Source organism: Ruegeria sp. HKCCSP346 (assembly GCF_017872595.1).
GTDB lineage: Bacteria > Pseudomonadota > Alphaproteobacteria > Rhodobacterales > Rhodobacteraceae > Ruegeria.
This window is the reverse complement of sequence record NZ_JAEDOT010000001.1, coordinates 772,365-795,386: the sequence shown is the minus strand read 5'-3', so window position 1 is coordinate 795,386 and position 23,022 is coordinate 772,365. Positions and strand designations below refer to the sequence as shown.

At 57.4% G+C, this 23,022-nt stretch carries 22 protein-coding genes and 1 tRNA gene; 11 read left to right on the top strand and 12 right to left on the bottom strand.

Features of this window, described 5'->3' with window-relative positions; translation table 11 throughout:
- Window positions 1-90 precede the first annotated feature (90 nt).
- Window positions 91-723, top strand: a complete 633-nt coding sequence (locus I9185_RS03970) for a DNA-3-methyladenine glycosylase 2 family protein (RefSeq protein ID WP_171632267.1) — start codon at window positions 91-93, stop codon at window positions 721-723.
- On the top strand, window positions 720-1,385 hold the full coding sequence (locus tag I9185_RS03965) for an alpha/beta fold hydrolase (protein WP_152458076.1): 666 nt from the start codon (window positions 720-722) through the stop codon (window positions 1,383-1,385). Before I9185_RS03970 ends, I9185_RS03965 begins: the two co-directional genes overlap by 4 nt.
- Window positions 1,386-1,430: 45 nt before the next feature.
- Here I9185_RS03965 and I9185_RS03960 read toward each other — a convergent pair whose 3' ends face one another.
- A complete protein-coding gene (locus tag I9185_RS03960; protein WP_171632270.1) occupies window positions 1,431-1,856 on the bottom strand; it encodes a VOC family protein in 426 nt (141 codons plus the stop codon).
- A gap of 32 nt (window positions 1,857-1,888) precedes the next feature.
- Complete coding sequence (locus tag I9185_RS03955) at window positions 1,889-2,494, bottom strand: rRNA large subunit pseudouridine synthase E (RefSeq protein WP_171632272.1); 606 nt, start codon at window positions 2,492-2,494, stop codon at window positions 1,889-1,891.
- A 213-nt stretch (window positions 2,495-2,707) separates the two neighbouring features.
- On the opposite strand from I9185_RS03955, the gene I9185_RS03950 reads away from it, so the two are divergent.
- Complete coding sequence (locus I9185_RS03950; RefSeq protein WP_152458073.1) at window positions 2,708-3,295, top strand: HNH endonuclease; 588 nt, start codon at window positions 2,708-2,710, stop codon at window positions 3,293-3,295.
- Here the strand turns inward: I9185_RS03950 and I9185_RS03945 are convergent.
- Window positions 3,292-3,762, bottom strand: coding sequence for a disulfide bond formation protein B (locus I9185_RS03945; RefSeq protein ID WP_171723218.1), 471 nt, complete (start codon window positions 3,760-3,762; stop codon window positions 3,292-3,294). The genes I9185_RS03950 and I9185_RS03945 overlap by 4 nt on opposite strands.
- Window positions 3,759-4,337: a YqaA family protein gene (locus tag I9185_RS03940; RefSeq protein ID WP_152458071.1), complete on the bottom strand. Its 579-nt coding sequence runs from the start codon at window positions 4,335-4,337 to the stop codon at window positions 3,759-3,761. Before I9185_RS03940 ends, I9185_RS03945 begins: the two co-directional genes overlap by 4 nt.
- A gap of 482 nt (window positions 4,338-4,819) precedes the next feature.
- Here I9185_RS03940 and I9185_RS03935 point away from each other — a divergent pair, with 482 nt between their 5' ends.
- The 6 genes from I9185_RS03935 (at window position 4,820) to I9185_RS03910 (ending at window position 10,623) form a co-directional block, all read left to right on the top strand.
- Window positions 4,820-5,242 carry a MarR family winged helix-turn-helix transcriptional regulator gene (locus I9185_RS03935; protein WP_210092396.1) on the top strand — a complete coding sequence of 141 codons (423 nt, stop codon included), beginning with the start codon at window positions 4,820-4,822 and terminating at the stop codon, window positions 5,240-5,242.
- A 35-nt stretch (window positions 5,243-5,277) separates the two neighbouring features.
- Window positions 5,278-5,363, top strand: a tRNA-Leu gene (locus I9185_RS03930).
- Window positions 5,364-5,445: 82 nt separating this feature from the next.
- Window positions 5,446-5,751, top strand: a complete 306-nt coding sequence (locus I9185_RS03925; RefSeq protein ID WP_210092395.1) for a hypothetical protein — start codon at window positions 5,446-5,448, stop codon at window positions 5,749-5,751.
- Between the two features lie 766 nt (window positions 5,752-6,517).
- On the top strand, window positions 6,518-7,486 hold the full coding sequence (locus I9185_RS03920; RefSeq protein ID WP_152458069.1) for a TAXI family TRAP transporter solute-binding subunit: 969 nt from the start codon (window positions 6,518-6,520) through the stop codon (window positions 7,484-7,486).
- A 99-nt stretch (window positions 7,487-7,585) separates the two neighbouring features.
- Window positions 7,586-10,195, top strand: coding sequence for a TRAP transporter permease (locus I9185_RS03915; protein WP_210092394.1), 2,610 nt, complete (start codon window positions 7,586-7,588; stop codon window positions 10,193-10,195).
- Complete coding sequence (locus I9185_RS03910) at window positions 10,192-10,623, top strand: universal stress protein (protein ID WP_171632280.1); 432 nt, start codon at window positions 10,192-10,194, stop codon at window positions 10,621-10,623. The genes I9185_RS03915 and I9185_RS03910 overlap by 4 nt, the downstream gene beginning before the upstream one ends.
- A 78-nt stretch (window positions 10,624-10,701) precedes the next feature.
- Here the strand turns inward: I9185_RS03910 and I9185_RS03905 are convergent, their stop codons facing one another.
- Genes I9185_RS03905 through I9185_RS03895 form a run of 3 tightly spaced genes read right to left on the bottom strand, consistent with a single transcriptional unit; the run spans window position 10,702 to window position 14,790 of the window.
- Window positions 10,702-11,742 carry a lipocalin-like domain-containing protein gene (locus I9185_RS03905; protein ID WP_210092393.1) on the bottom strand — a complete coding sequence of 347 codons (1,041 nt, stop codon included), beginning with the start codon at window positions 11,740-11,742 and terminating at the stop codon, window positions 10,702-10,704.
- Window positions 11,732-14,146: an FtsX-like permease family protein gene (locus I9185_RS03900; RefSeq protein WP_210092392.1), complete on the bottom strand. Its 2,415-nt coding sequence runs from the start codon at window positions 14,144-14,146 to the stop codon at window positions 11,732-11,734. The genes I9185_RS03905 and I9185_RS03900 overlap by 11 nt, the downstream gene beginning before the upstream one ends.
- On the bottom strand, window positions 14,143-14,790 hold the full coding sequence (locus tag I9185_RS03895) for an ABC transporter ATP-binding protein (RefSeq protein ID WP_209833037.1): 648 nt from the start codon (window positions 14,788-14,790) through the stop codon (window positions 14,143-14,145). The genes I9185_RS03900 and I9185_RS03895 overlap by 4 nt, the downstream gene beginning before the upstream one ends.
- Before the next feature lie 173 nt (window positions 14,791-14,963).
- Here I9185_RS03895 and I9185_RS03890 point away from each other — a divergent pair, with 173 nt between their 5' ends.
- On the top strand, window positions 14,964-15,398 hold the full coding sequence (locus I9185_RS03890; protein ID WP_171632290.1) for a potassium channel family protein: 435 nt from the start codon (window positions 14,964-14,966) through the stop codon (window positions 15,396-15,398).
- Here the strand turns inward: I9185_RS03890 and cls are convergent.
- The 3 genes from cls to I9185_RS03875 form a co-directional block, all read right to left on the bottom strand.
- Complete coding sequence (cls, locus tag I9185_RS03885; RefSeq protein WP_171632292.1) at window positions 15,395-16,807, bottom strand: cardiolipin synthase; 1,413 nt, start codon at window positions 16,805-16,807, stop codon at window positions 15,395-15,397. The two genes, I9185_RS03890 and cls, sit on opposite strands and share 4 nt — an antisense overlap.
- 23 nt (window positions 16,808-16,830) lie before the next feature.
- Entirely contained in the window at window positions 16,831-17,805 is a 975-nt protein-coding gene (locus I9185_RS03880; protein WP_171632294.1) for an HAD family hydrolase, read from the bottom strand.
- Window positions 17,806-17,879: 74 nt separating this feature from the next.
- On the bottom strand, window positions 17,880-19,490 hold the full coding sequence (locus tag I9185_RS03875; RefSeq protein WP_245217974.1) for an arylsulfatase: 1,611 nt from the start codon (window positions 19,488-19,490) through the stop codon (window positions 17,880-17,882).
- 198 nt (window positions 19,491-19,688) lie between these two features.
- On the opposite strand from I9185_RS03875, the gene I9185_RS03870 reads away from it, so the two are divergent.
- Window positions 19,689-20,369, top strand: a complete 681-nt coding sequence (locus I9185_RS03870; RefSeq protein WP_209833043.1) for a Crp/Fnr family transcriptional regulator — start codon at window positions 19,689-19,691, stop codon at window positions 20,367-20,369.
- A gap of 3 nt (window positions 20,370-20,372) precedes the next feature.
- Here I9185_RS03870 and I9185_RS03865 read toward each other — a convergent pair whose 3' ends face one another.
- On the bottom strand, window positions 20,373-21,602 hold the full coding sequence (locus I9185_RS03865) for a BatD family protein (protein ID WP_210092391.1): 1,230 nt from the start codon (window positions 21,600-21,602) through the stop codon (window positions 20,373-20,375).
- On the bottom strand, window positions 21,599-23,002 hold the full coding sequence (locus I9185_RS03860) for a VWA domain-containing protein (RefSeq protein ID WP_245223401.1): 1,404 nt from the start codon (window positions 23,000-23,002) through the stop codon (window positions 21,599-21,601). Before I9185_RS03860 ends, I9185_RS03865 begins: the two co-directional genes overlap by 4 nt.
- Between the last annotated feature and the right edge of the window lie 20 nt (window positions 23,003-23,022).

Sequence of the window (23,022 nt, the reverse complement as noted above, 5' to 3'; positions counted from 1 at the left end):
TGGTTATCGGCTAAGTGTTTGCGGCACAAGCGGGTTGCATCTGCGTCACATGCGCCTAACCTGCCCGAAATAACAGAGCAGGGAGGCCGCATGCCCGCAGGCCGCATCATCGAAACATCGGACTGTGTGGCGGAAGGGGCCGAATGGCTGGCCCAAACCTGTCCGCGCATGGCGTATGCGATGGATCAGACCGGCCCCTTGCCGCTGCGCCGCCGCCCCGATGGGTTTGCGCAATTATTGAGTGCAATCGTCAGTCAGCAAGTCAGCGTGGCTTCGGCCAATGCGATCTGGAAACGGCTTCAGGATGCCCGCTTGACCGGTCCGCGCAAGATCCTGTGGGCAACGGATGACGATCTGCGGGCAGTTGGGTTGAGCCGACAGAAGATCCGTTATGCACGCGCTCTGGCCGAGGCACGTATCGACTATAAGGCACTGCGCGATGCAACTGACGCAGATGTCGTCGCTACTTTGACGCAAGTTCCGGGTATCGGTGTCTGGACAGCCGAAATCTATGCGATGTTCTCACTGGGTCGCGCAGATGTCATCGCACCCGGTGATCTCGCCCTGCAAGAGGCGGCGCGCATCCTCTATGACTTGCCTGAACGTCCAACGGACAAGAAATTGCGCAATATGGCCGAGGCCTGGTCGCCCTGGCGTTCGGTTGCGGCACGGGTGCTGTGGGCCTATTACCGGGTTGCAAAACAAAGAGAAGGGATCAGATGACACGGGTTTTGAATGCGCTCCGGAAAGAGCCTGTTTCGGGCGACACGCGCTCGGTCGTGGTGTTCGTGCATGGCTATGGCGCAAACGGTGCCGATCTGCTGGGATTGGCCGATCCGCTGGGTGAACACCTGCCTGACACGTTGTTCGTGGCCCCCGACGCGCCCGAGCAGATCCCCGGAATGCCCAACGGGTATCAGTGGTTTCCGATTCCCTGGATCGATGGATCTTCCGAAGAAGAAGCCCGCCGGGGCATGGAAATGGCTGTCGAGGACTTCAACGCCTTTCTGGACGCGCTGATGGTGGACGAAGATGTTCTGCCCGAACAGGTTGTGTTGTTTGGCTTCAGCCAGGGCACCATGATGAGCTTGCACGTTGCGCCGCGGCGGGAAGATCCCGTGGCCGGGATCGTAGCCTTTTCAGGCCGTTTGCTGGAACCCGATTTGCTGGTGGATGAAACCGTCAGCCGGATGCCTGTCTTGCTGGTGCATGGCGACGCTGACGACGTTGTTCCGCCTCAATCCCTGCCGGAAGCGGCCGAAGCCTTGCAAGCTGCGGGTTTCAAAGAGGTCTATGCCCATGTCATGAAAGGCACCGGGCACGGTATCGCCCCGGATGGGCTGAGCGTTGCGCTGGCTTTCATGCGCGACAAGCTGAGCCTTTAGTGTTTGGAATCTGATCTGCGGAGCGCCCATGCGTTCCGCACCGGATCAAGTCCAAAGGTGCGCTTCGGCGAACTCGACCGAGTTTCCGGCCGGGTCGCGCACATACAGGGATCGCACGCCGCCGGGCCAGTCAAACTCGGCATCTACTGGAATATTCCAATCCAGAAGGTGTTTGCGCATCACTGCGATTTCCTCTCGTGACAGCACAAGACACACATGTCCGGGGCCGCGCGCGCCGTGGGGCGGAACCGGCATGCCGGGGTCGAGCGGCGGTTGTTCGGTCTGGTCGGGATTGAAAATCAGCAGGACCGATCCGCCGATGCGATAGAAAACATGGCGGTCAGCGACGCGTTGGATGCGTTCGAGCCCAAGAACTTCGCCGTAAAACTGTTCTGCCGCGTCCAGATCATCAACATAGAGCGCGGCTTCCAGAATGGCCGAAGGGGCCGGGATGTCAGGCGTTTTCTTCATGACCCCAGTTTAGCAGATCGGGGCAGGGTCTGTCACCGGCGCGGGCGACGGTCGCGCTTGCGTTGGGGGGCCGCGCTCAGTGTCGGCATTGGCAGACTGTCCCAGTGCCCGGGCTCAAGATCATCCAGGGTCCAGTCTCCGATGCGGTACCGGATCAGGCGCAGCGTCGGCAGGCCAACTGCCGCTGTCATCCGACGCACCTGTCGGTTTTTGCCCTCACGTATGGTCAGTTCAAGCCAGCTGTCCGGCACAGTCTTGCGTTCGCGGATCGGCGGGGTGCGCGGCCAAAGCATTTCGGGCTCGTCGATCTGGCGGGCCTTGGCTGGGCGGGTCAGACCATCCTTCAATTCGACCCCGTTGCGGAGCGTTTTCAGGGCCGCCTCGTCGGGGGTGCCTTCAACTTGAACCCAATAGGTTTTGGCCATCTTGTGCTTTGGGTCAGAGATCTGGGATTGCAACTTTCCATGATCTGTCAGCAGCATCAAACCTTCACTGTCACGGTCCAGCCTGCCCGCCGGATAGACGCCGGGAAGATCGATGAAATCGGACAGCGTGCTGCGTGGGCCGTCCGTATTGGCGCGGTCCGTGAACTGCGGCAGAACATCATAAGGTTTGTTGAAGCGAATGAACCAGGACATGACCTGCGCATAGCCCGAAGGTCACCCCCGGTGCAAGCTGTGGATAACTGTCACGTGCCTGTTACGGATTCGCGTTACCCCGTCTGCGACATATTGTGGAAAATCAGGGCTTGTCAGAGTTTTAACACGATATATAGTTATAAAAAGACCGGGGCGGGTGCTCCCCGCTCTGGTGTCACAAACGGGCAGCTGAGAGCGAGGAGCGATTCTGTGATGGACGGAGACTTCAGAACCGAATTTGTAAGGGAGCCGGGTGCGCTCAAACAACACCCGGCCCTGGTTTTGAACGCCGATTATCGCCCCTTGTCCTATTACCCGCTGTCACTGTGGCCCTGGCAAGAAGCGATCAAGGCGGCCTGGCTGGATCGGGTCGATATCGTGGCTGAATATGACGAGGTCGTCCGCAGCCCGAGCACCGAGATCCGAATACCCTCGGTCGTTGTTTTGAAAGACTATGTAAAACCCAGAAAGCGCGTGGCCTTCACGCGCTTTAATTTATTTTTGCGGGATGAATTCCGCTGCCAGTACTGTGGCAGCCGGGACAACCTGACCTTCGATCATGTGGTGCCGCGGGCCGCCGGTGGTGTGACCAGTTGGCAGAACGTGGTGGCCGCGTGCAGCCCGTGCAATCTGCGCAAGGGGTCAAAGTCGCTGCGCCAGGCTCGGATGACCTTGCGCAAGCCGCCACGTCAGCCCGATGCCGAAGCGTTGCGCAATATCGGACGGAAATTCCCACCGAACCACCTGCATGAAAGCTGGATCGATTTCCTGTACTGGGATGCAGAGCTGGACGAGTTCTAAGCCGCGCGGGATTTCCATGCGGCCAGCCAGATCAGCACCAGCATGGCAGAAGCAATGGCGTTCCAGCCAGCCATCGAGATACCGAACATCTCCCAGGGGATATCATCGCATCGCACCAAAGGCGCGGACATGATTTGATCGAACAGATCGTCAGCGGACAGACCGCTGATGCTGCCGGATGTGCAGCTGCTTGGGCCTTCCCACCAGCCTTGTTCAACGCCGGCGTGAAATACGCCCACCGCCGAAGTCGTCGCGGCCGCCGCGGCGCCCAGCAAGGGAAGAAAGGTCAGCCTGGGCAATGCCAGCGCCACGGCGCCAATCGCGATTGCCACTGCATGAGGATAGCGCTGCCAGATGCACATCTTGCACGGCGCAAGCCCGCCGAGATGCTGAAAGCCAAAAGCGGCCAGAAGAAGCGCCAGTGATCCAAGACTTGCCACTGCGACAAGTTGCGAACGTCTCGTCATAAGTATTTCACCACCAGGAATCCGCCAAACAGGAGGATGATGAACAAAGTGAACATTAGCCCCAGGCGCTTTTCGATGAAGTCGCGGATCGGCTCACCGAATCCCCAGAGCAGGCCTGCCACCAGAAAGAACCTCAACGCGCGGGCCAGAATCGAGGTCGCGATGAAGGTTCCAAGCGGCATGCCGGTCCAGCCGGACATAATGGTGATGACCTTGTAGGGGAAGGGGGTCACACCAGCGGCCAGAACGGCCCAGAACCCGAAGTCGTTGAACCGGGTATTGAATTCTTCCATGGCATGGGCTTTCCCCATGGATTCCAGAATGGGCTGCCCGATGCTTTCATAGAAAAACGCACCAATCGCATAGCCCAGCATGCCCCCCAGAACCGATGCCACCAGTGCCACGGTTGCGATCAGCCATGCCCGGGACGGGCGGGCCAGAATCATCGGAATCATCAGCACATCTGGGGGAATCGGGAAGAACGAACTTTCGATGAAAGCCACGATGGCCAGCGCCCACAGCGCGTGAGGGTGTTCGGCCAGACGAATGGTCCAGTCATAAAGCGATCGTAACATAAAGCACTCAAATCCCGTTTTCGGTCTGAAACCCAGCCAAACCATGCGCCCGATGGACCGTCAACAGCCGAAGGCGAAACAAATGGAATATTGGATGGTTTTTGCCTCTGGACCTTCGCTTGGATGGGCGCTAATCCAGGGTTCGTGGCCCAAGTGGCGGAATGGTAGACGCAGGGGATTCAAAATCGAAAACCCGTCCACTCGTGGAAGCACTAGCATTAAGGAATAAGTGAAGCGCAAGAGCGTTTGGATCCCGATTAGCTAAATAATTCAAAGCCTAAAGCGAAAATCACACTGTAAGTGGATGTATCCATTTGCGGGTTGAATTCGCAAATGCAGGTCACCGACGGTTGGCGGTGACGCGAATTGCGCAACGGTTCAGAAACATCTCAGGAATTTGTCAGTGTGCTTCAAAAATTTCTGGCTTGCACTTCTCTGACCTCTAAGGCTTCCTCACCAAAAAAATGAGGAGTGCAGGTGAAATGCAGGAATTGTCGAAAGCACGTGAACAAAACCTTAGGGGGCTCGCTCTGTTTGCCATTATCTCACGGTTCCGAGAAGTAGACAGCGAGATGCCAGTCCAGCAAATGCTGTGTTTGGTTTGGGTGGCAAACAATGAAGGTAAGTCGCAGAAGGAACTGCGTGACTCCCTTGGAATGGCGTCGTCTACTGCTTCCAGAAACCTCAATGCCCTCGCCGATTATCACCGTCTGGGAAAACCGGGCTTGGGTTTAGTTGAAATGGCCGACGACTTTAGAGATCGAAGACAAAAGGTTGTGCGCTTAACTCCCAAGGGCAGAACGTTGATGAACGAGGTGCTGAACTACGTCATTGCGGAAGCGCCAAGTTCTTTACGAAAGGTCGAGAGCGAGATTTTGTTTAAAGAACAACGAAGACCTGCTTGACGACTCTCTGGCAAGAACATAACCAAAGGCGCAGTGCCCTTCTGGTGGAATGGTAGACACGAGAGATTCAAAATCTCTTGCCGGCAACGGCGTCCCGGTTCGAGTCCGGGGAAGGGCACCACTTCAACAATAGCGAAAAACAATGGTCCGGGCGATTGGTATCAAAACGCCCTGTGCATCCAACATTTTGAGAAAGGCAGTACGTGAGCGACAAGAATTACAAGGCAATCGAACGGGAGCTTTTTAGAGTTTGGACTGTAGAAGTTACACAGGCCGAAGGTTCGAAGAAGGTTCCGGTCGAGATGAAGCACTTGTTAGTTAATCACAGCCTTTCGTTTCAATTGCAGACGGGGGAAATGCGGGGGCATAAAATCGCCTTAGACTTTTCTGCCAAGTTGCTCGGAAAAGCGCTGGAAACCATTATGCTTTATGAAGGTGCGAAAGATGCGGCGGCGGCTTTGCGGCTGGCAATGGAAAGCTTCGATAAATTTGCTTACCGCGATAGCTAGGCCAAAGTATTGCGTGATATCATGTCACTGGTGACATTGACGGTGGCATTATAGCGTTTTAGGTGACGTGCTTTCTGCTGATTGTGATGGAAATACAGGGAGTTAAGCTGCCGCTGTGGTTTCAAAATCCCCCGCCTTCACGGGCGTGAGAGTTCGAGTCTCTCCTTGGGCACCACAGTTCCGACAAACTCAGAACAACGTCCGTCCCAAGGGCGGGGCGCCGTTATCAAGCTGCTGACCCGCAAACTTGATCTGCATCTCTTGTTTGTGGTCCTCCGTAACGAGCCACCAGTGCCACAACGTTCTTGGCCTGCATAAGCAGACAGGTGATCAGGTCCCCGCAAGGATGGATCGTGAACCGAGTTGGTATTGAAGTGCCTTTGTCAGATTCGTCGAAACGTACAACCGTGACTTGCCCTGCCTCCTTATCCGAAACGCGGTTCGCTCTGTTTCGCGGTGATTAGCGCCGGGAATGAGGTCACGTTTTGGATTTGGAGTGACCGCATGAACCCGGACGGCTCGCTGTGAACTGATGGGGAAAGTTCGGGATTTATGCTCATATATGCGAATTGGCGCAGGTCTGACCGGCGCCGGCCTTGACATTGCGAGTATCTGAATGAAACCTCGAAAGGGTTGGGAGAAATTGGGAAATTCAAAGATTTGTAGCCGTTGCGATGCGGGCCGGTTTGTATTATCGGCACGCTTCCCTGAGCAGGTGATCAAACTTGATTTCCAACTGCCAGACAAAAAAAGTGGGAGTTAACAGATGAAAAACAGCAGCAAACTGAGCGTCGGCGCCTTCGTTACCGCAGCCCTTCTGGCTCCGGCGGCATATGCCGAAGAGTTCATTACGATCGGTACCGGTGGTGTCACCGGCGTTTACTATCCGACCGGCGGCGCGATCTGTCGTCTGGTCAACAAAGGCCGGAAAGAGCACGGCGTGCGCTGCTCGGTCGAATCGACCGGTGGTTCAGTTTACAACATCAACACCATCCGCGAAGGCGAGCTGGAGTTTGGTGTGGCCCAGTCCGACTGGCAGTACCACGCCTATAACGGCACCTCAAAATTCGAAGAAGCCGGCCCGTTCGAAGGCCTGCGCGCCGTGTTCTCGGTGCACCCCGAACCCTTCACCGTGGTGGCTCGCGCCGATTCCGGCATCACCAACTTTGAAGACCTGAAGGGCAAGCGCGTCAACATCGGCAACCCCGGTTCCGGTCAGCGCGGCACCATGGAAGTCCTGCTGGGCGAAATGGGCTGGACCACAGACGATTTCGAACTGGCTACCGAGCTGAAAGCGGCTGAACAGTCGGCGGCCCTGTGCGACAACCAGATCGACGCAATGGTTTACACTGTTGGCCACCCCTCGGGTTCGATTCAGGAAGCCACCACCGCATGTGACTCGGTTCTGGTGAACGTCAGCGGTGAGGCCGTGGACAAGCTGGTCAACGAAAACTCGTTCTACCGCAAGGCAACCATTCCCGGTGGCATGTACCGTGGGTCTGACGAAGACACCTCGACCTTTGGTGTGGGCGCGACCTTCGTGACCTCGGCCGATGTATCGGAAGATGCGGTTTACGCGGTCGTCAGCTCGGTCTTTGAAAACTTCGATGACTTCAAAAAGCTGCACCCGGCGTTTGCGAACCTGAAGCCCGAAGAGATGATTGCGGATGGCCTGTCGGCTCCGCTGCATCCGGGTGCCGAGAAGTACTACAAAGAAAAAGGCTGGATTCAGTAAACCAGACCTGACGCAGGGTGCCCAAGGGCGCCCTGCACAAAACCCGTGTGAAACGGGATTTCAGAAGGCCGAACAATGGCCGCGACGGGGAGACATTTGATGAATTCCGACACTCAATCCAATCGTCCGCTTTCCGAAGAAGAGCTTCAGGATCTGGTTGCATCTTCTGACGCAGGAGGGCGAAATCCGGTCGGGAACGTGGGCGTTTTCCTGGCGGTCGTGGCCGCGATCTGGTCGATATTTCAAGTTGTTCTGGCTTCGCCCTTGGCGAATTATGTCTTGCCCGGAAGCGTCGTGAACAATGCACGGCAATTCCATCTGGCTTTTGCTTTGTTTCTGGCCTTTGCGGCCTATCCGGCGCTCAAATCCAGCCCCCGGAACTATATTCCGGTTCAGGATTGGATCATGGGATTGGTGGGCGCGTTCGTCGCGCTGTACGGCTATTTCTTCTATGACAAGATCGTCAATGCGGGCGGTTTGGCCGACGACACTGACAAATGGGTTGCGTTGCTTGGCCTGGTGCTGTTGTTCGAGGCCGCGCGCCGTGCGCTTGGCCCTGCCATGGCAATTATCGCGACCATATTTTTGGCCTATGTCTTCTTCGGTGCCTCGGAATGGGTGCCCGAAGTTATCCGCTGGAAGGGCGCGAGCCTGAAAAAGGCGATGAGCCACATGTGGATCACGTCCGAGGGCGTGTTTGGTATTGCATTGGGTGTTTCCACGAAATTCGTCTTCCTGTTCGTGCTGTTTGGCGCATTGCTGGATAAAGCCGGGGCAGGGAACTACTTTATCAAGATGGCCTTTGGGGCCCTGGGCCACCTGCGTGGTGGTCCGGCCAAGGCGGCGGTTGTGGGCTCGGCTGCGACCGGCCTGATCTCGGGCTCGTCGATTGCCAATGTTGTTACCACAGGTACCTTCACCATCCCGCTGATGAAGCGCGTCGGGTTCAGCAGTGAACAAGCGGGCTCGGTCGAGGTTGCCAGTTCGGTCAACGGGCAGATCATGCCGCCGGTGATGGGGGCCGCTGCATTCCTGATGGTGGAATATGTGGGCATCTCTTATGTCGAGGTGATCACCCATGCCTTCCTGCCGGCTGCGATTTCCTACATCGCACTGGTTTACATCGTGCACCTTGAGGCCGTGAAGCGGAACATGCCCACGCTGGGCGACCGCGATGTACATCTGGCGCGGACCGTAGTGGGGATGCTGGGCTTTTTCCTGGTGTTTGCAGGTCTTTGCTATGGCTCACAATTCCCGGTGGATGCCGTGACAAGCTGGGTGCCGTCGGCCGCTGGGATCGTGCTCAGTCTGATTATCTGCGCGGTCTATGTCGCACTGCTTTATCTGGCGGCGCAGGTGCCTGACCTGGAACCCGACGACCCTAACGCCAAAGAGGTTACGCTTCCGGTCATCGCCGATATCTACAAAGCTGGCCTGCATTACCTGCTGCCGATCATCGTGCTGGTCTATTTCCTGATGATCGAACAGAAATCACCGGGCCTGTCCGCCTTCTGGGCCACATCGTTGCTGTTTGTCATCCTGCTGACGCAGAAGCCGCTGAAAGCGATGTTCCGCGGGCAGAGCAACCTGTACAACACTTTCATCGATGGTGTTGCCGACCTGTGGCAAGGTCTGATCGACGGGGCACGCAACATGATCGGCATCGCGCTTGCCACGGCAACCGCGGGCGTGATCGTGGGAACCGTCACGTTGACGGGGGTTGGTCAGGTTATGGCCGATCTGGTCGAGTTCCTGTCGGGTGGCAATCTGATCCTGATGCTGGTCATGGTCGGGCTGCTCAGCCTGATCCTGGGCATGGGTCTGCCGACAACCGCGAACTATATCGTTGTCAGCTCTTTGATGGCCGGTGTGGTTGTTGAGTTGGGCGCCCAAAGCGGGCTGATCGTTCCATTGATCGCTGTCCACCTGTTCGTGTTCTATTTCGGGATCATGGCCGACGTGACACCTCCGGTCGGGCTGGCCAGTTTTGCCGCCGCGGCCGTGTCGGGCGGTGATGCGATCAAAACCGGTTTCACGGCCTTCTTCTACAGCCTGCGCACCGTGGCGCTGCCCTTCGTGTTCATTTTCAACACCGATCTTCTGCTGATCGATGTGACATGGGTCGAAGGGATCATAGTGGCGATTTTCGCGACGATAGCGATACTTGTCTTCACGGCAGGCACCATGGGGTACTTCCTGACCCACAGCCGCATCTACGAAAGTATCGCGCTGATCGCCGTGGCCTTCGCCCTGTTCAGGCCGGATTTCTTCATGGATCGCATCGCGCCTCCATACACTTCGGTCGAGCCTGCGGCGTTTGTCGAAACCATCGGCCAGACTCCACCGGGAACCGAGGTTCGCATGGTGATCAGCGGGCCGGATTTTGATACCGGCAAGATGGTGGACACCACGGTTGTCGTGCCAGTCGGATCCGAAGAAGGCGGTGAAGCGCGCGTCGATGCCATGGGGCTGCTGTTGCTCGAAGAGGATGGCCTTGTCAAACTTGACGAGCCGATGTTTGGATCACCGGTTGCCGAAGATCTGGCCAACTTTGACTATTATGGTGACGAGGCCGTGCGTCTGAGCTCGGCCAGCCTGCCGTCCAGCCAGCCTCCGAAGCAACTGGTCTATATCCCGGCGCTGATCCTGCTGGGTCTGATCGCTTTTCTGCAACGCGGCCGTGCCGCCAGACAAGAGGTGCTCGTATGACACGTTCCGTTCTGTGTGCCGTTGATATCAGCAATGGCGAGATTGATGCACCGGTTCTGAAAAAAGCAGCCGCGCTGGCGGATATGGAAGGGGCGCAACTTGACGTGGTGACAGTGCTGCCCGATTTCGGGGAAAGCTGGGTGTCGGGGTTTTTCGAATCCGGTTTTCACGACAAGGCGTTGGAGGAAGCGCAGGCCAAACTGACGGCGCTGTGCGTATCGGCCCTGGGGGCCGAGCGCAACGAAACCATCCGCCATGTGGTTGCGACAGGAACAGCTTATCAGGAGATTTTGAAGACGGCCGAAAGTGCCGGCTCTGATTTGATCGTAATCGGAGCCCACAAGCCGGATTTCAAGGATTACCTGCTGGGCCCGAATGCGGCACGCGTGGTGCGACATTCCAACGTCTCGGTTTACGTGGTGCGCTGACGCGAAAAGCAGATGCCGTGCACAGAGGTGCCGGAGCCCCGACGGTCGCCTGCCGCCGTTCGGGCTCCCGCAGCCAGGTCAGTAGCCCGTCATCTCGAGATACCCAACGCCCTCGTGGCTGCCGGTGACCGTGACCGGACCTTCCCAATATTCAAAACGTGTCCCCATCCAGGCGTCCGGTGTCAGGGCGGATACCTTGACGTCGATGCCTCGGTCCGCAAGCACGACGCGCCATTGCGTCGGGACGTCGCGCCCTGCCACCTGATCGGTCGCAAGCGGCTCAAGCCTGACGGATCCGTCGGGGATGGCATCGGTGCTGCCGTCTGAATTGATCCATGTAGCCGAAGTGAAATCGCCGCGACCACCGCGCAGTCGAAAGGCCATCAGCTTGTCCCCGTCCTCGAAGCTGAGCGAAAACCAATCCCAGCCGGTTTGATCCTCGGCCAGGGGTTGCGAAGACCATTCCCGGTCCAGCCAGCCCTGACCGGTGACGCGCATATCGCCATTCGGCAGGTGCAGTACGCCTTCGACTGAATAAAAGGGTTGCGAATAGTAATAGCTGGCTTGCCCGTCGGCGGATTTGACAGAATAGCCCGCTTGGCCATGAAACACCAACGGGCCTTGTGCGCTCAGCGCAAGATCGTACCCGAAATCAGCCCCGTTCGCGGTCAAGGTCAGGGTATCCATATCCGGTCCGGCCATGCGCCATTCGTCGATCCAGGCCTCGAACGGTTGCACCGCAACACCTGCCTGCCCAATCCCCCCACGCGACAGGCGTTCGGCAAAATAGTGGGTGTCAGGCGTGGTGACAGCCGCATGGCCCATCCAGATCTGCGGGCTGTGCCATCCATCTGTTTCAAACGGTTTCAGGGCCGACCGGAAAAGGGTCCATTGGATGCCATAGTCACGCCCGTCCTCGCCTTTGAGGTTGGCCGTCAGATACCACCATTCGATCCGATAGGCGGGATGAGGCCCGTGGTCTTTGGGAAAGTCGAATTCAAAGCCCGCCTGCGGAACCTCGAACCCTTCCGCCGACCCTCCAAGACCTGCAAAGCCCTGCGCCCAAAGAGGCGATGGGCACAAAAACACGAGAACGGCCAAAAGGGTTTTAACGTTCATTGGCGAACACCTTCAGCAAATCGGCAGGGGGCAGACGCAACATGCGCAGCGCGGGCAGGGCCGCTGCAACCAGGGCGGCCAGCAGGGTCAACAGGAACAGCCACAACCAATCCCAGGGAAACACGAACATCAGCAACCGCCAGCCAAAGGCTTGCACATTGATCACCGCCAACAGAACCCAGGCGAGAATCAGACCAAGCGGCAACGCCAGGCTCGCGGTCAGAGCCGCGAGCAGCACGCTGCGCAAAAGCTCCAGCCGCGCCAGTTGCGCCCGATTCAGTCCTAGCGCCCATACCGGAGCAATCTGAGGCAAGCGCTGGGTCCACAGGGTCAGCAGGCTGGTGAGTATGGCAAATCCCGCCACACCGAGGGTTAGAACATTGAGCGCCGATGTCACGACAAAGGTCTTTTCGAAGATTGCCAATGATTGCGCCTTCATGGCGGCCTGCTGGACCACGGCCTGACGCGGCAGGGCAAACCGCTCGCGCAAGGCTTGCGCCATTTCAGTCGCCTGTTCGGGGTTCAAACGGATGCCAAACCGTCGAGTTTCGGCCCCTGGTGCGATCCGGTCAAGTTGGCTCATCGATACAATGGCTTGCCCGGTTGGGTTTCCATAATCCGAATAAACCCCGGCGATGGTCAGCGTGTGATCCGGGGACAGTGTCAGCGTATCTCCGGGCCATAGGTTCGCGCGCCGTGCAAGTTGTTCGTTGATCAGAACCGCGTCTGCGGCCATCACGTCGTCCCATACGGTCGAGTTTGCCGATATCAAGGGCCAGTGTTGCCGATAGACCGGATCGTCAATGACCCCGTACAGAAACAGGGGGCCCGTCTCGTGCGACAGTTCCATGTTGCGAATTGGAAGGATGACGTCGACCTGCGGACGCAGCCAATCCGTGATCTCGCGCCCCTGTTCTTCGTCACGGACGGTCAGATACAGCTCTGAAGTCAGGCGCTGGTCGAGCCAGCCGACAAAGGTCAGCCGGAAACTTGAAACCATTGTACCCACACCGATATTTGCCGCAAGCGCAAGCAACAGGGCCATCAGGGCAAGCGACAGCCCGGGCAATTGTGCGCGCATGTCGGCCCAGACCCACTGCGCGACGGCACCACGGGACCTGTTGCCAAAGACGGAAAGCGCAAAGGTCAGAAGCGCCGGCAACAAAAGTGCGGCACCCGTCAGCAATCCGGCCAACAGCACGAAACCGGCAACCAGCCCACCGATGCCGAGATAGGCGATGACACCGCCGAGGATCAGGGACAAGCCGAGCAAACCTGTCACACGACGTGTGCCGGCATTGCCCTGCCAGGCTTGCACACCGGGCCCCGCCAGCAGGGGCATACGAGACAATCGCCACAGCGCATGGCCACTGGCAAACAAGGTGCCGCAGACAGCCATCGCCATCCCGGCAAACACCCAATGGGGGTGCAATGTCAGCTGTCCGGTCACGGGCGCACCATACAGGCCACGAAGGGTTGCTGCGACATCGGGCAACAACGCTCCGGCCAGAAAGAACCCAAGAAGCAGCCCCAGGGTTCCACCGATCAGGGCCAGCCCCGTGAGTTCGGTCAGGATCAGGAAGACCAGCCGCCGCATCGAAACGCCTAGCGCACGCAGGGTGCGGATCATGCCTCGGCGTTGGGCAAAAGCCAGCCCGACGGTGCCGTTCACAATGAACAGGCCAACGGCAAAGGACAGCAGGCCAAAAGCCGACAGGTTCAGGTGAAAACTGTCAGTCAACCGAGCAGTATCGACTTGCGAGGATGGGCTGGCGCGCTCCAGTTCGGGCGCGATTTCGGCCAAAGGTGGCCGATCACGCGGCTGATCCGGCAACACAATGAGTCGCGAGATGAAATCGGTTTGGTTCAGCAGGGCTTCGGCTGTGCCGATATCCGTCAGAATAACGTCCGGTGGCAGCGCCGTGGTGAACGAAACCGGCGGAAGGTTGTTCTGGTCGCGCAACAGCGGCGCCAGCTCTGCCGCGACCAGAAGCCGCCCCGGAGCGGTCAGCATGTCTGCCGGCTCAGTCGGCGCGGTGCTTTGGTCGGCTTCGGTGACGGCGGGCAGGGCCGGGTAGGCGACCATGTCCACACCCATCAGGCGCAATGTGCGGCCCCGGATTCGATAGGGGCCCTCCAGAACGGCCGCCACCTGCCAGCCAGCACGACGCAGATCTACGTAACGAGAAACCGGAATCAGACCGGAAGGATCGCGCAGCTCGTCGAACTGCCCAAGGGCAAGCTGCGCGTTGGCCCGGGCATAGCTGGCGCGCGCTTCGGCATTGATGGCCTGAACCGCGGACCAGAGACCGGTGGCCAACGCGATGCCTGTCAAAAGCGTCGCCAGTTGCAACCAGTGCACCCGCCAGTGTGACATCAAAGCCTGAATGACGGCGCGTGTCATTGGATACAACCACCGCAGAGCTGGACGGTTCGATCCAGTCGGGCTGCAATCTGTTGGGAATGCGTGACCAACAGAAGCGCTGCGCCGGTATCAGCCACCAAGGCCAACATCAGATCCAGAACCCTTGCGCTGGCGGTTTCATCCAGATTGCCCGTGGGCTCATCCGCCAGCAGCAGTTTCGGACGCGCTGCCATGGCACGACCAATCGCCACCCGCTGCTGTTGCCCGCCGGACAGGTTTTCGGGATATCGGTCCAAAAGATCGGACAGGCCCAAGCGTTCGGTCAGATGCGCGGTCCACCCGGCATCCTCGGCGCCGGCAAGGCGGGCGTGAAAAGAAAGGTTCTGCGCAACGGTCAGCGAAGGGATCAGATTGAACTGCTGAAACACCAACGAAAGCTGACTGCGCCGCAATTCGGCCCGCCCGGCATCGTCCAGATGGGACAGAGGGGTTCGGTTCAAGATGATTTCACCGCTGTCGAAACAGTCAAGCGCTGCGGCAAGGTTCAGCAGAGTGCTTTTGCCACTGCCGCTTTCGCCGGTCAGGGCCAGTGTCTGCCCTTCATCCAATGTCAGCGACACGTCGCGCAGAACCGGGCGCCCGCCGGGATAGGTTTTCTGAACACGGTCGATGGTCAACAGCATGGTCTGGCCTTTTTTCTTCCAAGGATGTGCGACGGAATTCCAAACTGTCCAGTGCGGACCCGCACTCGGTTCCATTCGCCGCAGGCGTTCTTCACGATCGCCGGGGTTGTGCCCTGCACCTCAACGGGTCATTCTGCCCGGACGGTACACTGTCGTAAATCGGGATGAAAAACATGACGTTGCTGCATCAGATCGTTTGGGGCAGTTCATTTCTGGCGCTCTGCTTCTTGGTCGAGATTCTTTTGTTGACCTGGTGTACCGTCACGATCATCAAGTGGGATGAAAGATGGTCCGCCAAGGGGGTGTTCTTTGGAACGGCAGCACCGATCGCGGTATCTTTGGCCTTTATTGTCGCGACGCACACGATTCAGGTCTGGATTTGGGCCATCGTCTGGGTGTTGCTTGAGGTTCTGCCGGATTGGAACTCGGCCATCTATTTCTCACTGGTGACGTTCACGACCCTGGGATACGGCGATATCGTTTTGGGCGAAGGGTTGCGAATTTTTGGGTCTTTTGCCGCGGTTGCTGGTCTTCTGGCCTTTGGTCTGTCGACCGCTTACCTGGTGGCGATGATGACGCGCGTTTTTCAAGAAAAGTTCTTTTCCTAAAGGATAGGCGCAAACAACCGCGCCAACGGGGCGCCAAACCGGATATGGGCAGGTTGCTGGGCCAGACTGCGCGTCAACTCATAGCTTGCCTCGAAATCCGCGCGCAGCATGTGATCAACTGCCAAGGCTGCTCGGGCATCAAAAAACAGGGCCATCGCTTCGAAGTTCAGCCGGAAGGACCGGTTGTCCAGATTGGTCGTGCCGACCGCAGCCAGCGTGTCGTCAACCACGAAAACCTTCTGGTGCATGAAACCGTCCGTATATCGGAACACGCGTACGCCGCAGTCGCGGATTTCGTCGAAATAGGCAAAAGCAGCCAGCCATGGCAGCCGATGGTCTATGATATCGGGCACAAGGATGCGCACGTCCACACCGCGCATCGCTGCATGTTGCAATGCGGTCATGACGTCGATGTCGGGCACAAAATAGGGCGAGGCAATCCACAATCTTTCTTTCGCCTCGGCGATGGCCGAAAAGAACATCATGGCGCCGGTTTCGGTTTCATCTCCGGGTCCGGTGGCCACCAATAGGGCATTCATGTCCTGCTCGGCCTCGCTGCCTGCCCAGTCGAGGTCGTCAATCAGGTCTTCATCGCGGGCCCAGTGCCAGTCTTCAGTGAAGATGAGCTGCAATTGCCGGACGATGTGGCCGGTCATCTTGATATGCGTGTCGCGCCAATGGCCGAAATGCGGGTCTTCTCCCAGATATTCAACGCCCACGTTGTGACCGCCGATAAAACCTGTTTCACCGTCAATGACGACGGTTTTGCGATGGTTCCGGTAATTCAGCTGAAACCTGAAATTTGGCCCGCGTTGCTCGCGCGGGTCGGCGACGTCGATACCCGCATCGCGCATCGTGTCCAGATAGGTGTTTTCCAATCCATAGCTGCCGACGGCATCGGTCATGAAACGGACATGCACCCCACGTTTCGCAGCCTCGATCAGCTTGGTCTGAAGTTTTCGGCCCAAGGCATCGTCTCTGACGATATAGAACTGGATCAGGATATAGTTCCTGGCCTCGTCTATCGACTGGAAAATGGCGTCAAACGTTGCCTGACCATCGATCAGAAGCTGAGCGCCATTGCCACTGGATACCGGAAGATGAGCCAGAAATTCGAATGGTCGTGGATTGATCGACATCGTTGTCGGATCAGGCCTGGAATAGTCGGCAAAGGTCTTGATCCCTTCGACGACCCGTTCGCTTTGTTGGCGCGAGATGCGGTAGCCGCGAAACCTGTGGTGCCCCAGAAACAGGTACATCGGCACCGCAAAGATCGGCGCAGATACCAAAAAGACCACCCAGCCAACGGCTCCTTGCGGTGTGCGCGCGGTTTGTGCCGCGCGCACCGAAAACACAACTGCGGTTGCGTACAACGCAAAAACAAAGATGGATACAAGCAAAGTCCACATGGGCGGTAAGTCTTTCGGGTCGTTCAGTTTCCTCCAGTGTAGACCCGCGACCAGTCTTTCGCCATATCGACGATGATCCAGCCTTTGTCCGGCCCCTGATCCAGACCGTCAACCAACCGCCCAATCGGACTTTCCCGATCATAGGCCCACTCACGTTCGGCATCCGTATGGTGGATCAGAACACCCAGCCGTGGTCTGCTACCCGAGGTTGTCCAATTCAGCATGGCGAAATCGCCGTCTGAGTTTCCTCCGGCCAGAATGGGGCGTTTGCCGATCGTGCGTTCGATGTTGATGGGTTTGCCTTCCTTGTCGTCGATAAAGGCAATCCCGGGGGCCTTGATGACAGTCGGAACGCCATCGACATCTTCGAATGTCGAGTTTCCATAGGTGCCCAGAACCTGTTCCGGCGGAATGCCATAGGCCTGTTCCGCGAAGACCCGCATGAAATGAATACCGCCGCCCGAGACGATATAGGTCTTGAACCCTTCGTCCCGAAGATAGCGCAACAGCTCGACCATGGGCTGATAGGTCATCTGGTCATAGGGCAATCCGGTGTCCGGGTGTCGGGCCTTGGCCAGCCATTGCGCAACTTCGGCCTGAAACGCCTCGACGCTGGTTCCGGAATGCGAGGCGTTAACAACTTCGATCAACGCATCGTGGCCGCCTTGAAGAACCGTTGCTAAATCACCTTCGGCAGCGGCTTTCAAAGCGGGTGTGGACAAGATTGAAGGATCTTGTTCAGCCAGTTCAGAAAGTCGATCCATGGCAAAGATAAACTGGAAATAAACCGGCTGTTCGGCCCAGAGTGTGCCGTCATTGTCAAATACCGCGATCCGATCTGAAGGTGTCACATAGTCAGGTCCTTCTGCGTCGGTAACACTGGACACGAATTCAAGGATCGCCTCTTTTGCCGCAGTGGCGTTCCAACTGGGCAGCGGATCAGCGAGCAGGGATATGGGAACACAGGTCAGAAAAGCACCTAAAAGAACGTGTTTCATGAAGCTCTCGATAACTGTTGTGTTGAAAAAAGGCCGCCCTGCGCAGGGCGGCCTACAGCGTGGGGTCGCCGGGCCTAGTTGTTGGTCGGCGTTGTCAGCTTCTCCATGACCTGATCCAGGTTGAAGCTGGCTGCTTTCTGACGTGGCGGGAACTCCTCGAACGTGCTGAGGAAATTGCCAACGTATTGCTGGGCGGGCACAAGGAAATAGGCCCGGTCCAACAGCCAATCGTAATAGGTGTTGGACGTGCGGTACGCGCGTTCATACGGATCGCGGCGCAGGTTGATGATCAGCGGGATGCGCAGTTCGGTCCATGGCTCGATCCAGGCACGCAATGTGGCCCAGGCTTTCTGCTCCAGGAAGATGAGCTTCCAGTCTTCGAAGCGCAGCGCCGTGAGGTCACCATCATCCGAGAAATAGAAGATTTCTTTCCGGGGGCTTGCCGCAGTCTCACCAGTCAGCAGCGGCAGAATGTTGTAACCATCAAGGTGCACCTTGTAGTCGCGACCCATGCCCGATGAGCTGTAGCCGGCCTTCAGCTTTTCCTTGATGTCCGGATCGCCGGCCACGGCGAGGTAAGTGGGCAGCCAGTCCATGTGATGTACGATCTCGTTGGTGACTGATCCGGCCTCGATTTTGCCCGGCCAGCGCACCATCGACGGAACGCGCCAGCCACCCTCCCAGTTGGTATTCTTCTCGCCCCAGAACGGCGTGGCAGCCGCATCCGGCCAGGTGTTCATGTGGGGACCGTTGTCAGTGGAATAGTGGACGATCGTGTTGTCAGCGATGCCAAGCTCGTCCAGCAGATCCAGCAGCTGCCCAACATGCATGTCGTGTTCGATCATACCGGCGGTGTATTCATCAGCGACCCGCCCCGACAACTCATTGGCCTTGGCGCGCATCTCGTCTTTGACGTGGGTGCGGAAGTGCATGCGGGTACCGTTCCACCAGACATAGAACGGCTGACCTTGCTCATGCGCCCGCTTAATGAAGTCGATGGCCGCGGCCACAGTTTCGTCATCCACGGTTTCCATACGCTTGCGGGTCAACGGTCCGGTGTCTTCGATCGTGCCATCGGATTTGGATTTGATGACGCCGCGCGGGCCATAGGCCTCGCGGAAGGTGCGCCCATCCGCCAGAACGCGATCACCCGGATAGTCTTCGTTTTCCGGTTCTTCCTCGGCATTCAGGTGGTAAAGATTGCCAAAAAACTCATCAAATCCGTGATTTGTCGGAAGATGCTCATCCTTGTCACCAAGGTGGTTTTTGCCGAATTGACCGGTCACATAGCCGTGGTCTTTGAGAAGTCCCGGGATAGTTGGGTCTTCAACCTGCATTCCAAGATCTGCCCCGGGCAGGCCGACTTTGGACAGACCGGTGCGGAACACGGATTGCCCCATGATGTATGACGAACGGCCGGCGGTACAGGATTGTTCACCGTAGTAATCGGTAAAGATCATGCCTTCTTTGGCAACCCTGTCGATATTGGGTGTCTGATATCCCATTAGACCCATGGTATAGGCCGAGATGTTGGATTGACCGATATCGTCGCCCCATATCACAAGAATATTGGGCTTTTGATCCTGCGCCCAGGCGGGCACGGCAAGGGCGACAGTTACGGTCGCCACTGCGAACCGGCGCAGTGTTCTACGCCAATTATCTGCAATCATTCGTGGAGAAGACATGAAGTGCTCCTGATCAGTCGAGCCTTAATGACTCGGAAAATTGAAATTTAGTTGAAGCCGCTAGCTTATAACTTGAAGCTGCAAGCAAGTTTTTGATTGCCCGAATAAAAACAATTTCTTGTTCGGGCAGTGAACACAGCTATTTTACGCGATGAAACGCATCGAAAACTTATCATATGATCACTTTGAAAGATACAAATGTTTGATTCTGATGACGATATGCGGATTCTGGCCAAGACCGACTGGTTTGGCACGCGCGATTCAAAGTTTCAGAGCGATCTTATGACATGCGCAATTCAAAGAACCTTCGATTCCGGAGAAACCCTGTACCACCACGGCGACCGCGCCAACGGTATTCATGCGGTGCTCGCAGGCGCGCTTCAGATCACGGCACCTGCCGATGATGGACAGGAATTCGTATTGCATCAGGATGGATCAGGATTCTGGATCGGGGATCTTGCGCTGTTTGCCGAAGCCAAACGACTGGTCAGCGTCGTGGCAACGCAAAAGACCCGCACCTTGTTTTTTCCCGGCTCGCGGGTAGAACGCATGATTCAGACAAACCCGGAATACATCCGTGATTTCTATGCATTGACGCATGAAAACATGAAGACTGCACTGCGCATCATGGCCAATCTTGCGGTTACGGGGTCTGAAAAGCGCCTTGTGCTGCGTCTGTTGCACCTTGACGAAGGCGCTTTGAGTTCGGACGGATGGATTATTGTGTCTCAGGAAGAACTTGCTGAAATGGTTGCGGTATCTCAGCCGACGTTGCACCGACATCTGCATCATCTGGCAGATCTGGGCCTTGTGGAATTGGGGTATAGCCGGCTACGGTTGATCGACCGGCGCAAGCTGATCAGCAACTGTCAAAGTTGAAGTCTAAGGGTTGAGCGGGGGTAAAGACTCGCTCTTTCTTTCTGTTGCGCTTTTCAGTGCGCCCAGGTGTTGCATGGCCGCTTGCCAGTCTTCCGGGCTGTTGCCAGCCGTCGCTGAATACCGCGCCGCACCGATATTCATTAGACTGCTTTCAAGATCCAAAGAACGCTCGGGGTACGCGCTGCGTGATTTCCAAAGATCCAATGCCTGATAAACCGCGGGCAAATCCCGTGATTTTAAAGCGGATCGCAAGGCATCGACGGCATATTTCTCCGATGCCAGATACCTGCGGCGCCGTTCCGTTTTCCAGGTTGCATAGCGCGGGCGCAGAAACCTTCCCAAAGTCCACAATGCGAATACAACAATGACAAGGTAAAGAACTGATTTGATGATGGTTTGCGCGTCAGGCGGCTGCCGCCTTGGGGGGGCTAGTGTAAGCTTGGTCGAGGGAAGTGATGCCGTTTCGATCTGACCGGTGTCCAGATTGAACCAGTCGATGGAAACGGCCGTCAATTGTGTTTCGCCCCCGTCTTGGGCGATGTACACGGTTTCTTCGACCCGTTGCCCGGACAGGATGCCCCGGTCTTCTGTTTCCGAAAAGCGGGGTTCCTTGGGATAGGCGCGCAGCTGTTGGCTTTGATCCTGCGGCGTCAGCGCCGGGATCGTCAGGGCCGTGGTGCCAGAGATCTGCGCGCTTATCTCGCGCGTGATGGAATCACCGGCCTGCATATCGGTCGGACCGTCCAGCTTCTGATCAAGAGAGAAACCACTTGCGATGATCAGCGGGTCAAGACCTTGAGCGCCCTCGGGGATCTCTGCGTTCAGCTGTATGGAAGGAAGCTGAACCGAAACCTGAACCGGGTCATTGGACTGCAGGTCGGCAAATGTCACGACAACCTCTTGCGCATCATACGCGACCGGCCCTGATGTCAGCGGATACAGTCGATAACTGCGCTGTACACCGGACCACGTTTCTCCGTGTACCGTTTCGCTTACCGGACCAGAAGCTCGCTCTGGCAGGCGAACCAGGATATTTTGTTGCTCCAATGATGGAAATACAGGCGGCTGCGGCATGAAGGTCGGAACCAGAACCTTGATGCGGACGATGGCGGGCTGGCCGACGATGACGGCCTCGTTCGGGACGTCCACTGATACCCGAGGTTGATAGGCTGAGTTTTCCTGTGCGGACAAGGATAACGGCATCAACAGGATGAAGACAGCTAGGTATCTCATTCTGTTTGCTCCTGTATTTCCAAAAGGAAACGGTTTCTTAGAAAATCCTGCATGTCGGTGTCGATCATACTGATCCACTGGTCGGCGGACAGTGACTGTGGCCCGTCCTTGGGGGTTTGAACCGTGGTGTCGCTGCCGCGTGCTGCATCGTTGTCAAACACGGTATCATCGGCACCGATGCCAGCCTCTTCCCCTGTGTCAGACTGTTCACGCGTCGTTTCGACATAATCCAGGATGGCCTTGGACAGGTCGAGATTTTGCTGGGCTTCGGGCCAGTCGGGGCGACGTTCCAAGGCGGTCTCGAACGCTGATATGGCTGGGCGATACTCGCGGTTTTTTATGCGGGCCATACCTTCGGCAAACGCAGCTTCCGGTGTGTCCAGCGTGGAAAACACGGACGACGCCTTTTCGTATTGACCATCCCTGAGATAGGCATATCCCTTGTGATATGGGTCTTCGAACATCTCGGCCGCGTCGCCAAATCGTTTTTGGGTCATCGCGATCTGGCCTTGTTGGTCGGGGGTGAAAAACCAGTCTCGCCATCCTTCTGCCCGCGCGCCGGATGAAGGCAACGCAATCAAAACCAGAACCGCCCAACGAATTACCCAGCCCTTGCGGAACCACAGCAGAGACAACACCGCAGCAGGCCAGGCCAAGATCCAGCCCTTGTCCTGCCAGTCTAGGCGATCATCCTCATCCAGCGCTGCAGTATAGGCCGATTGAATGCGGCGCATCAGTTGATTGATGTCCCGATCGTCGTCCGAAAACGCGACCGCTGAGGCGTTGGGGATGTTGTCCAGCTGCGCGATACGACCACCATCCGGCAGCATGGTGAGAACGAAAATATCAGAAGAAGAGGAGCTTAGCCCCGTTACCTGAGATGGATCAAGATCGTCCAATACAAACAGCACCGCCCCAGGGCTGTCGCTGTCTTCCAGAATGGACTGAGCCAACGCAAGCGCATCGGCTGCCGCATCGCCATCCTTCGGCATCACCGCAGGCGTCAACCCCTCAAGCAACGGACGAAGTATGTTCGCATCTTCGGTCAACGGCGCAACTCGGTGCGGCGTTCCTGCATAGGCGATCAAAGCGGTACGTGCGCCGGCACGTTCGGTGATCAGGTCGGAAATCTTGAACCGTGCCCGATCCAGCCGCGATGGCGCAAGATCCGAGCTTTCCATGCTGTTGGTGACTTTGAGAGCGATCACCAACGGGGCCGTGTCTGCGATCAACGGGTTGGGCGCGCGCGACCATGTCGGGCCCGAGGCCGCCAAAGTGACAAGCGCCGCAATGATCAGCGCAACGTCAATGGGCTGGATGCGCCTGTTTTCTTCCTTGCCCAGCAGCAAGGCCTCTGCAAGGTGCGGGGCGATCCCTGATGGCAGTTTGGTGTCTGCCATCGGTCTGGGCCTGATCCGCC

Excerpts from the sequence above, each read along its gene's own strand:
- I9185_RS03970 (WP_171632267.1), top strand. The coding sequence starts at position 91 with ATGCCCGCAGGCCGCATCATCGAAACATCGGACTGTGTGGCGGAAGGG.
- I9185_RS03965 (WP_152458076.1), top strand. The coding sequence starts at position 720 with ATGACACGGGTTTTGAATGCGCTCCGGAAAGAGCCTGTTTCGGGCGAC.
- I9185_RS03960 (WP_171632270.1), bottom strand. The coding sequence starts at position 1,856 with ATGAAGAAAACGCCTGACATCCCGGCCCCTTCGGCCATTCTGGAAGCC.
- I9185_RS03955 (WP_171632272.1), bottom strand. The coding sequence starts at position 2,494 with ATGTCCTGGTTCATTCGCTTCAACAAACCTTATGATGTTCTGCCGCAG.
- I9185_RS03950 (WP_152458073.1), top strand. The coding sequence starts at position 2,708 with ATGGACGGAGACTTCAGAACCGAATTTGTAAGGGAGCCGGGTGCGCTC.
- I9185_RS03945 (WP_171723218.1), bottom strand. The coding sequence starts at position 3,762 with ATGACGAGACGTTCGCAACTTGTCGCAGTGGCAAGTCTTGGATCACTG.
- I9185_RS03940 (WP_152458071.1), bottom strand. The coding sequence starts at position 4,337 with ATGTTACGATCGCTTTATGACTGGACCATTCGTCTGGCCGAACACCCT.
- I9185_RS03935 (WP_210092396.1), top strand. The coding sequence starts at position 4,820 with ATGCAGGAATTGTCGAAAGCACGTGAACAAAACCTTAGGGGGCTCGCT.
- I9185_RS03920 (WP_152458069.1), top strand. The coding sequence starts at position 6,518 with ATGAAAAACAGCAGCAAACTGAGCGTCGGCGCCTTCGTTACCGCAGCC.
- I9185_RS03915 (WP_210092394.1), top strand. The coding sequence starts at position 7,586 with ATGAATTCCGACACTCAATCCAATCGTCCGCTTTCCGAAGAAGAGCTT.
- I9185_RS03910 (WP_171632280.1), top strand. The coding sequence starts at position 10,192 with ATGACACGTTCCGTTCTGTGTGCCGTTGATATCAGCAATGGCGAGATT.
- I9185_RS03905 (WP_210092393.1), bottom strand. The coding sequence starts at position 11,742 with ATGAACGTTAAAACCCTTTTGGCCGTTCTCGTGTTTTTGTGCCCATCG.
- I9185_RS03900 (WP_210092392.1), bottom strand. The coding sequence starts at position 14,146 with ATGACACGCGCCGTCATTCAGGCTTTGATGTCACACTGGCGGGTGCAC.
- I9185_RS03895 (WP_209833037.1), bottom strand. The coding sequence starts at position 14,790 with ATGCTGTTGACCATCGACCGTGTTCAGAAAACCTATCCCGGCGGGCGC.
- I9185_RS03890 (WP_171632290.1), top strand. The coding sequence starts at position 14,964 with ATGACGTTGCTGCATCAGATCGTTTGGGGCAGTTCATTTCTGGCGCTC.
- cls (WP_171632292.1), bottom strand. The coding sequence starts at position 16,807 with ATGTGGACTTTGCTTGTATCCATCTTTGTTTTTGCGTTGTACGCAACC.
- I9185_RS03880 (WP_171632294.1), bottom strand. The coding sequence starts at position 17,805 with ATGAAACACGTTCTTTTAGGTGCTTTTCTGACCTGTGTTCCCATATCC.
- I9185_RS03875 (WP_245217974.1), bottom strand. The coding sequence starts at position 19,490 with ATGTCTTCTCCACGAATGATTGCAGATAATTGGCGTAGAACACTGCGC.
- I9185_RS03870 (WP_209833043.1), top strand. The coding sequence starts at position 19,689 with ATGTTTGATTCTGATGACGATATGCGGATTCTGGCCAAGACCGACTGG.
- I9185_RS03865 (WP_210092391.1), bottom strand. The coding sequence starts at position 21,602 with ATGAGATACCTAGCTGTCTTCATCCTGTTGATGCCGTTATCCTTGTCC.
- I9185_RS03860 (WP_245223401.1), bottom strand. The coding sequence starts at position 23,002 with ATGGCAGACACCAAACTGCCATCAGGGATCGCCCCGCACCTTGCAGAG.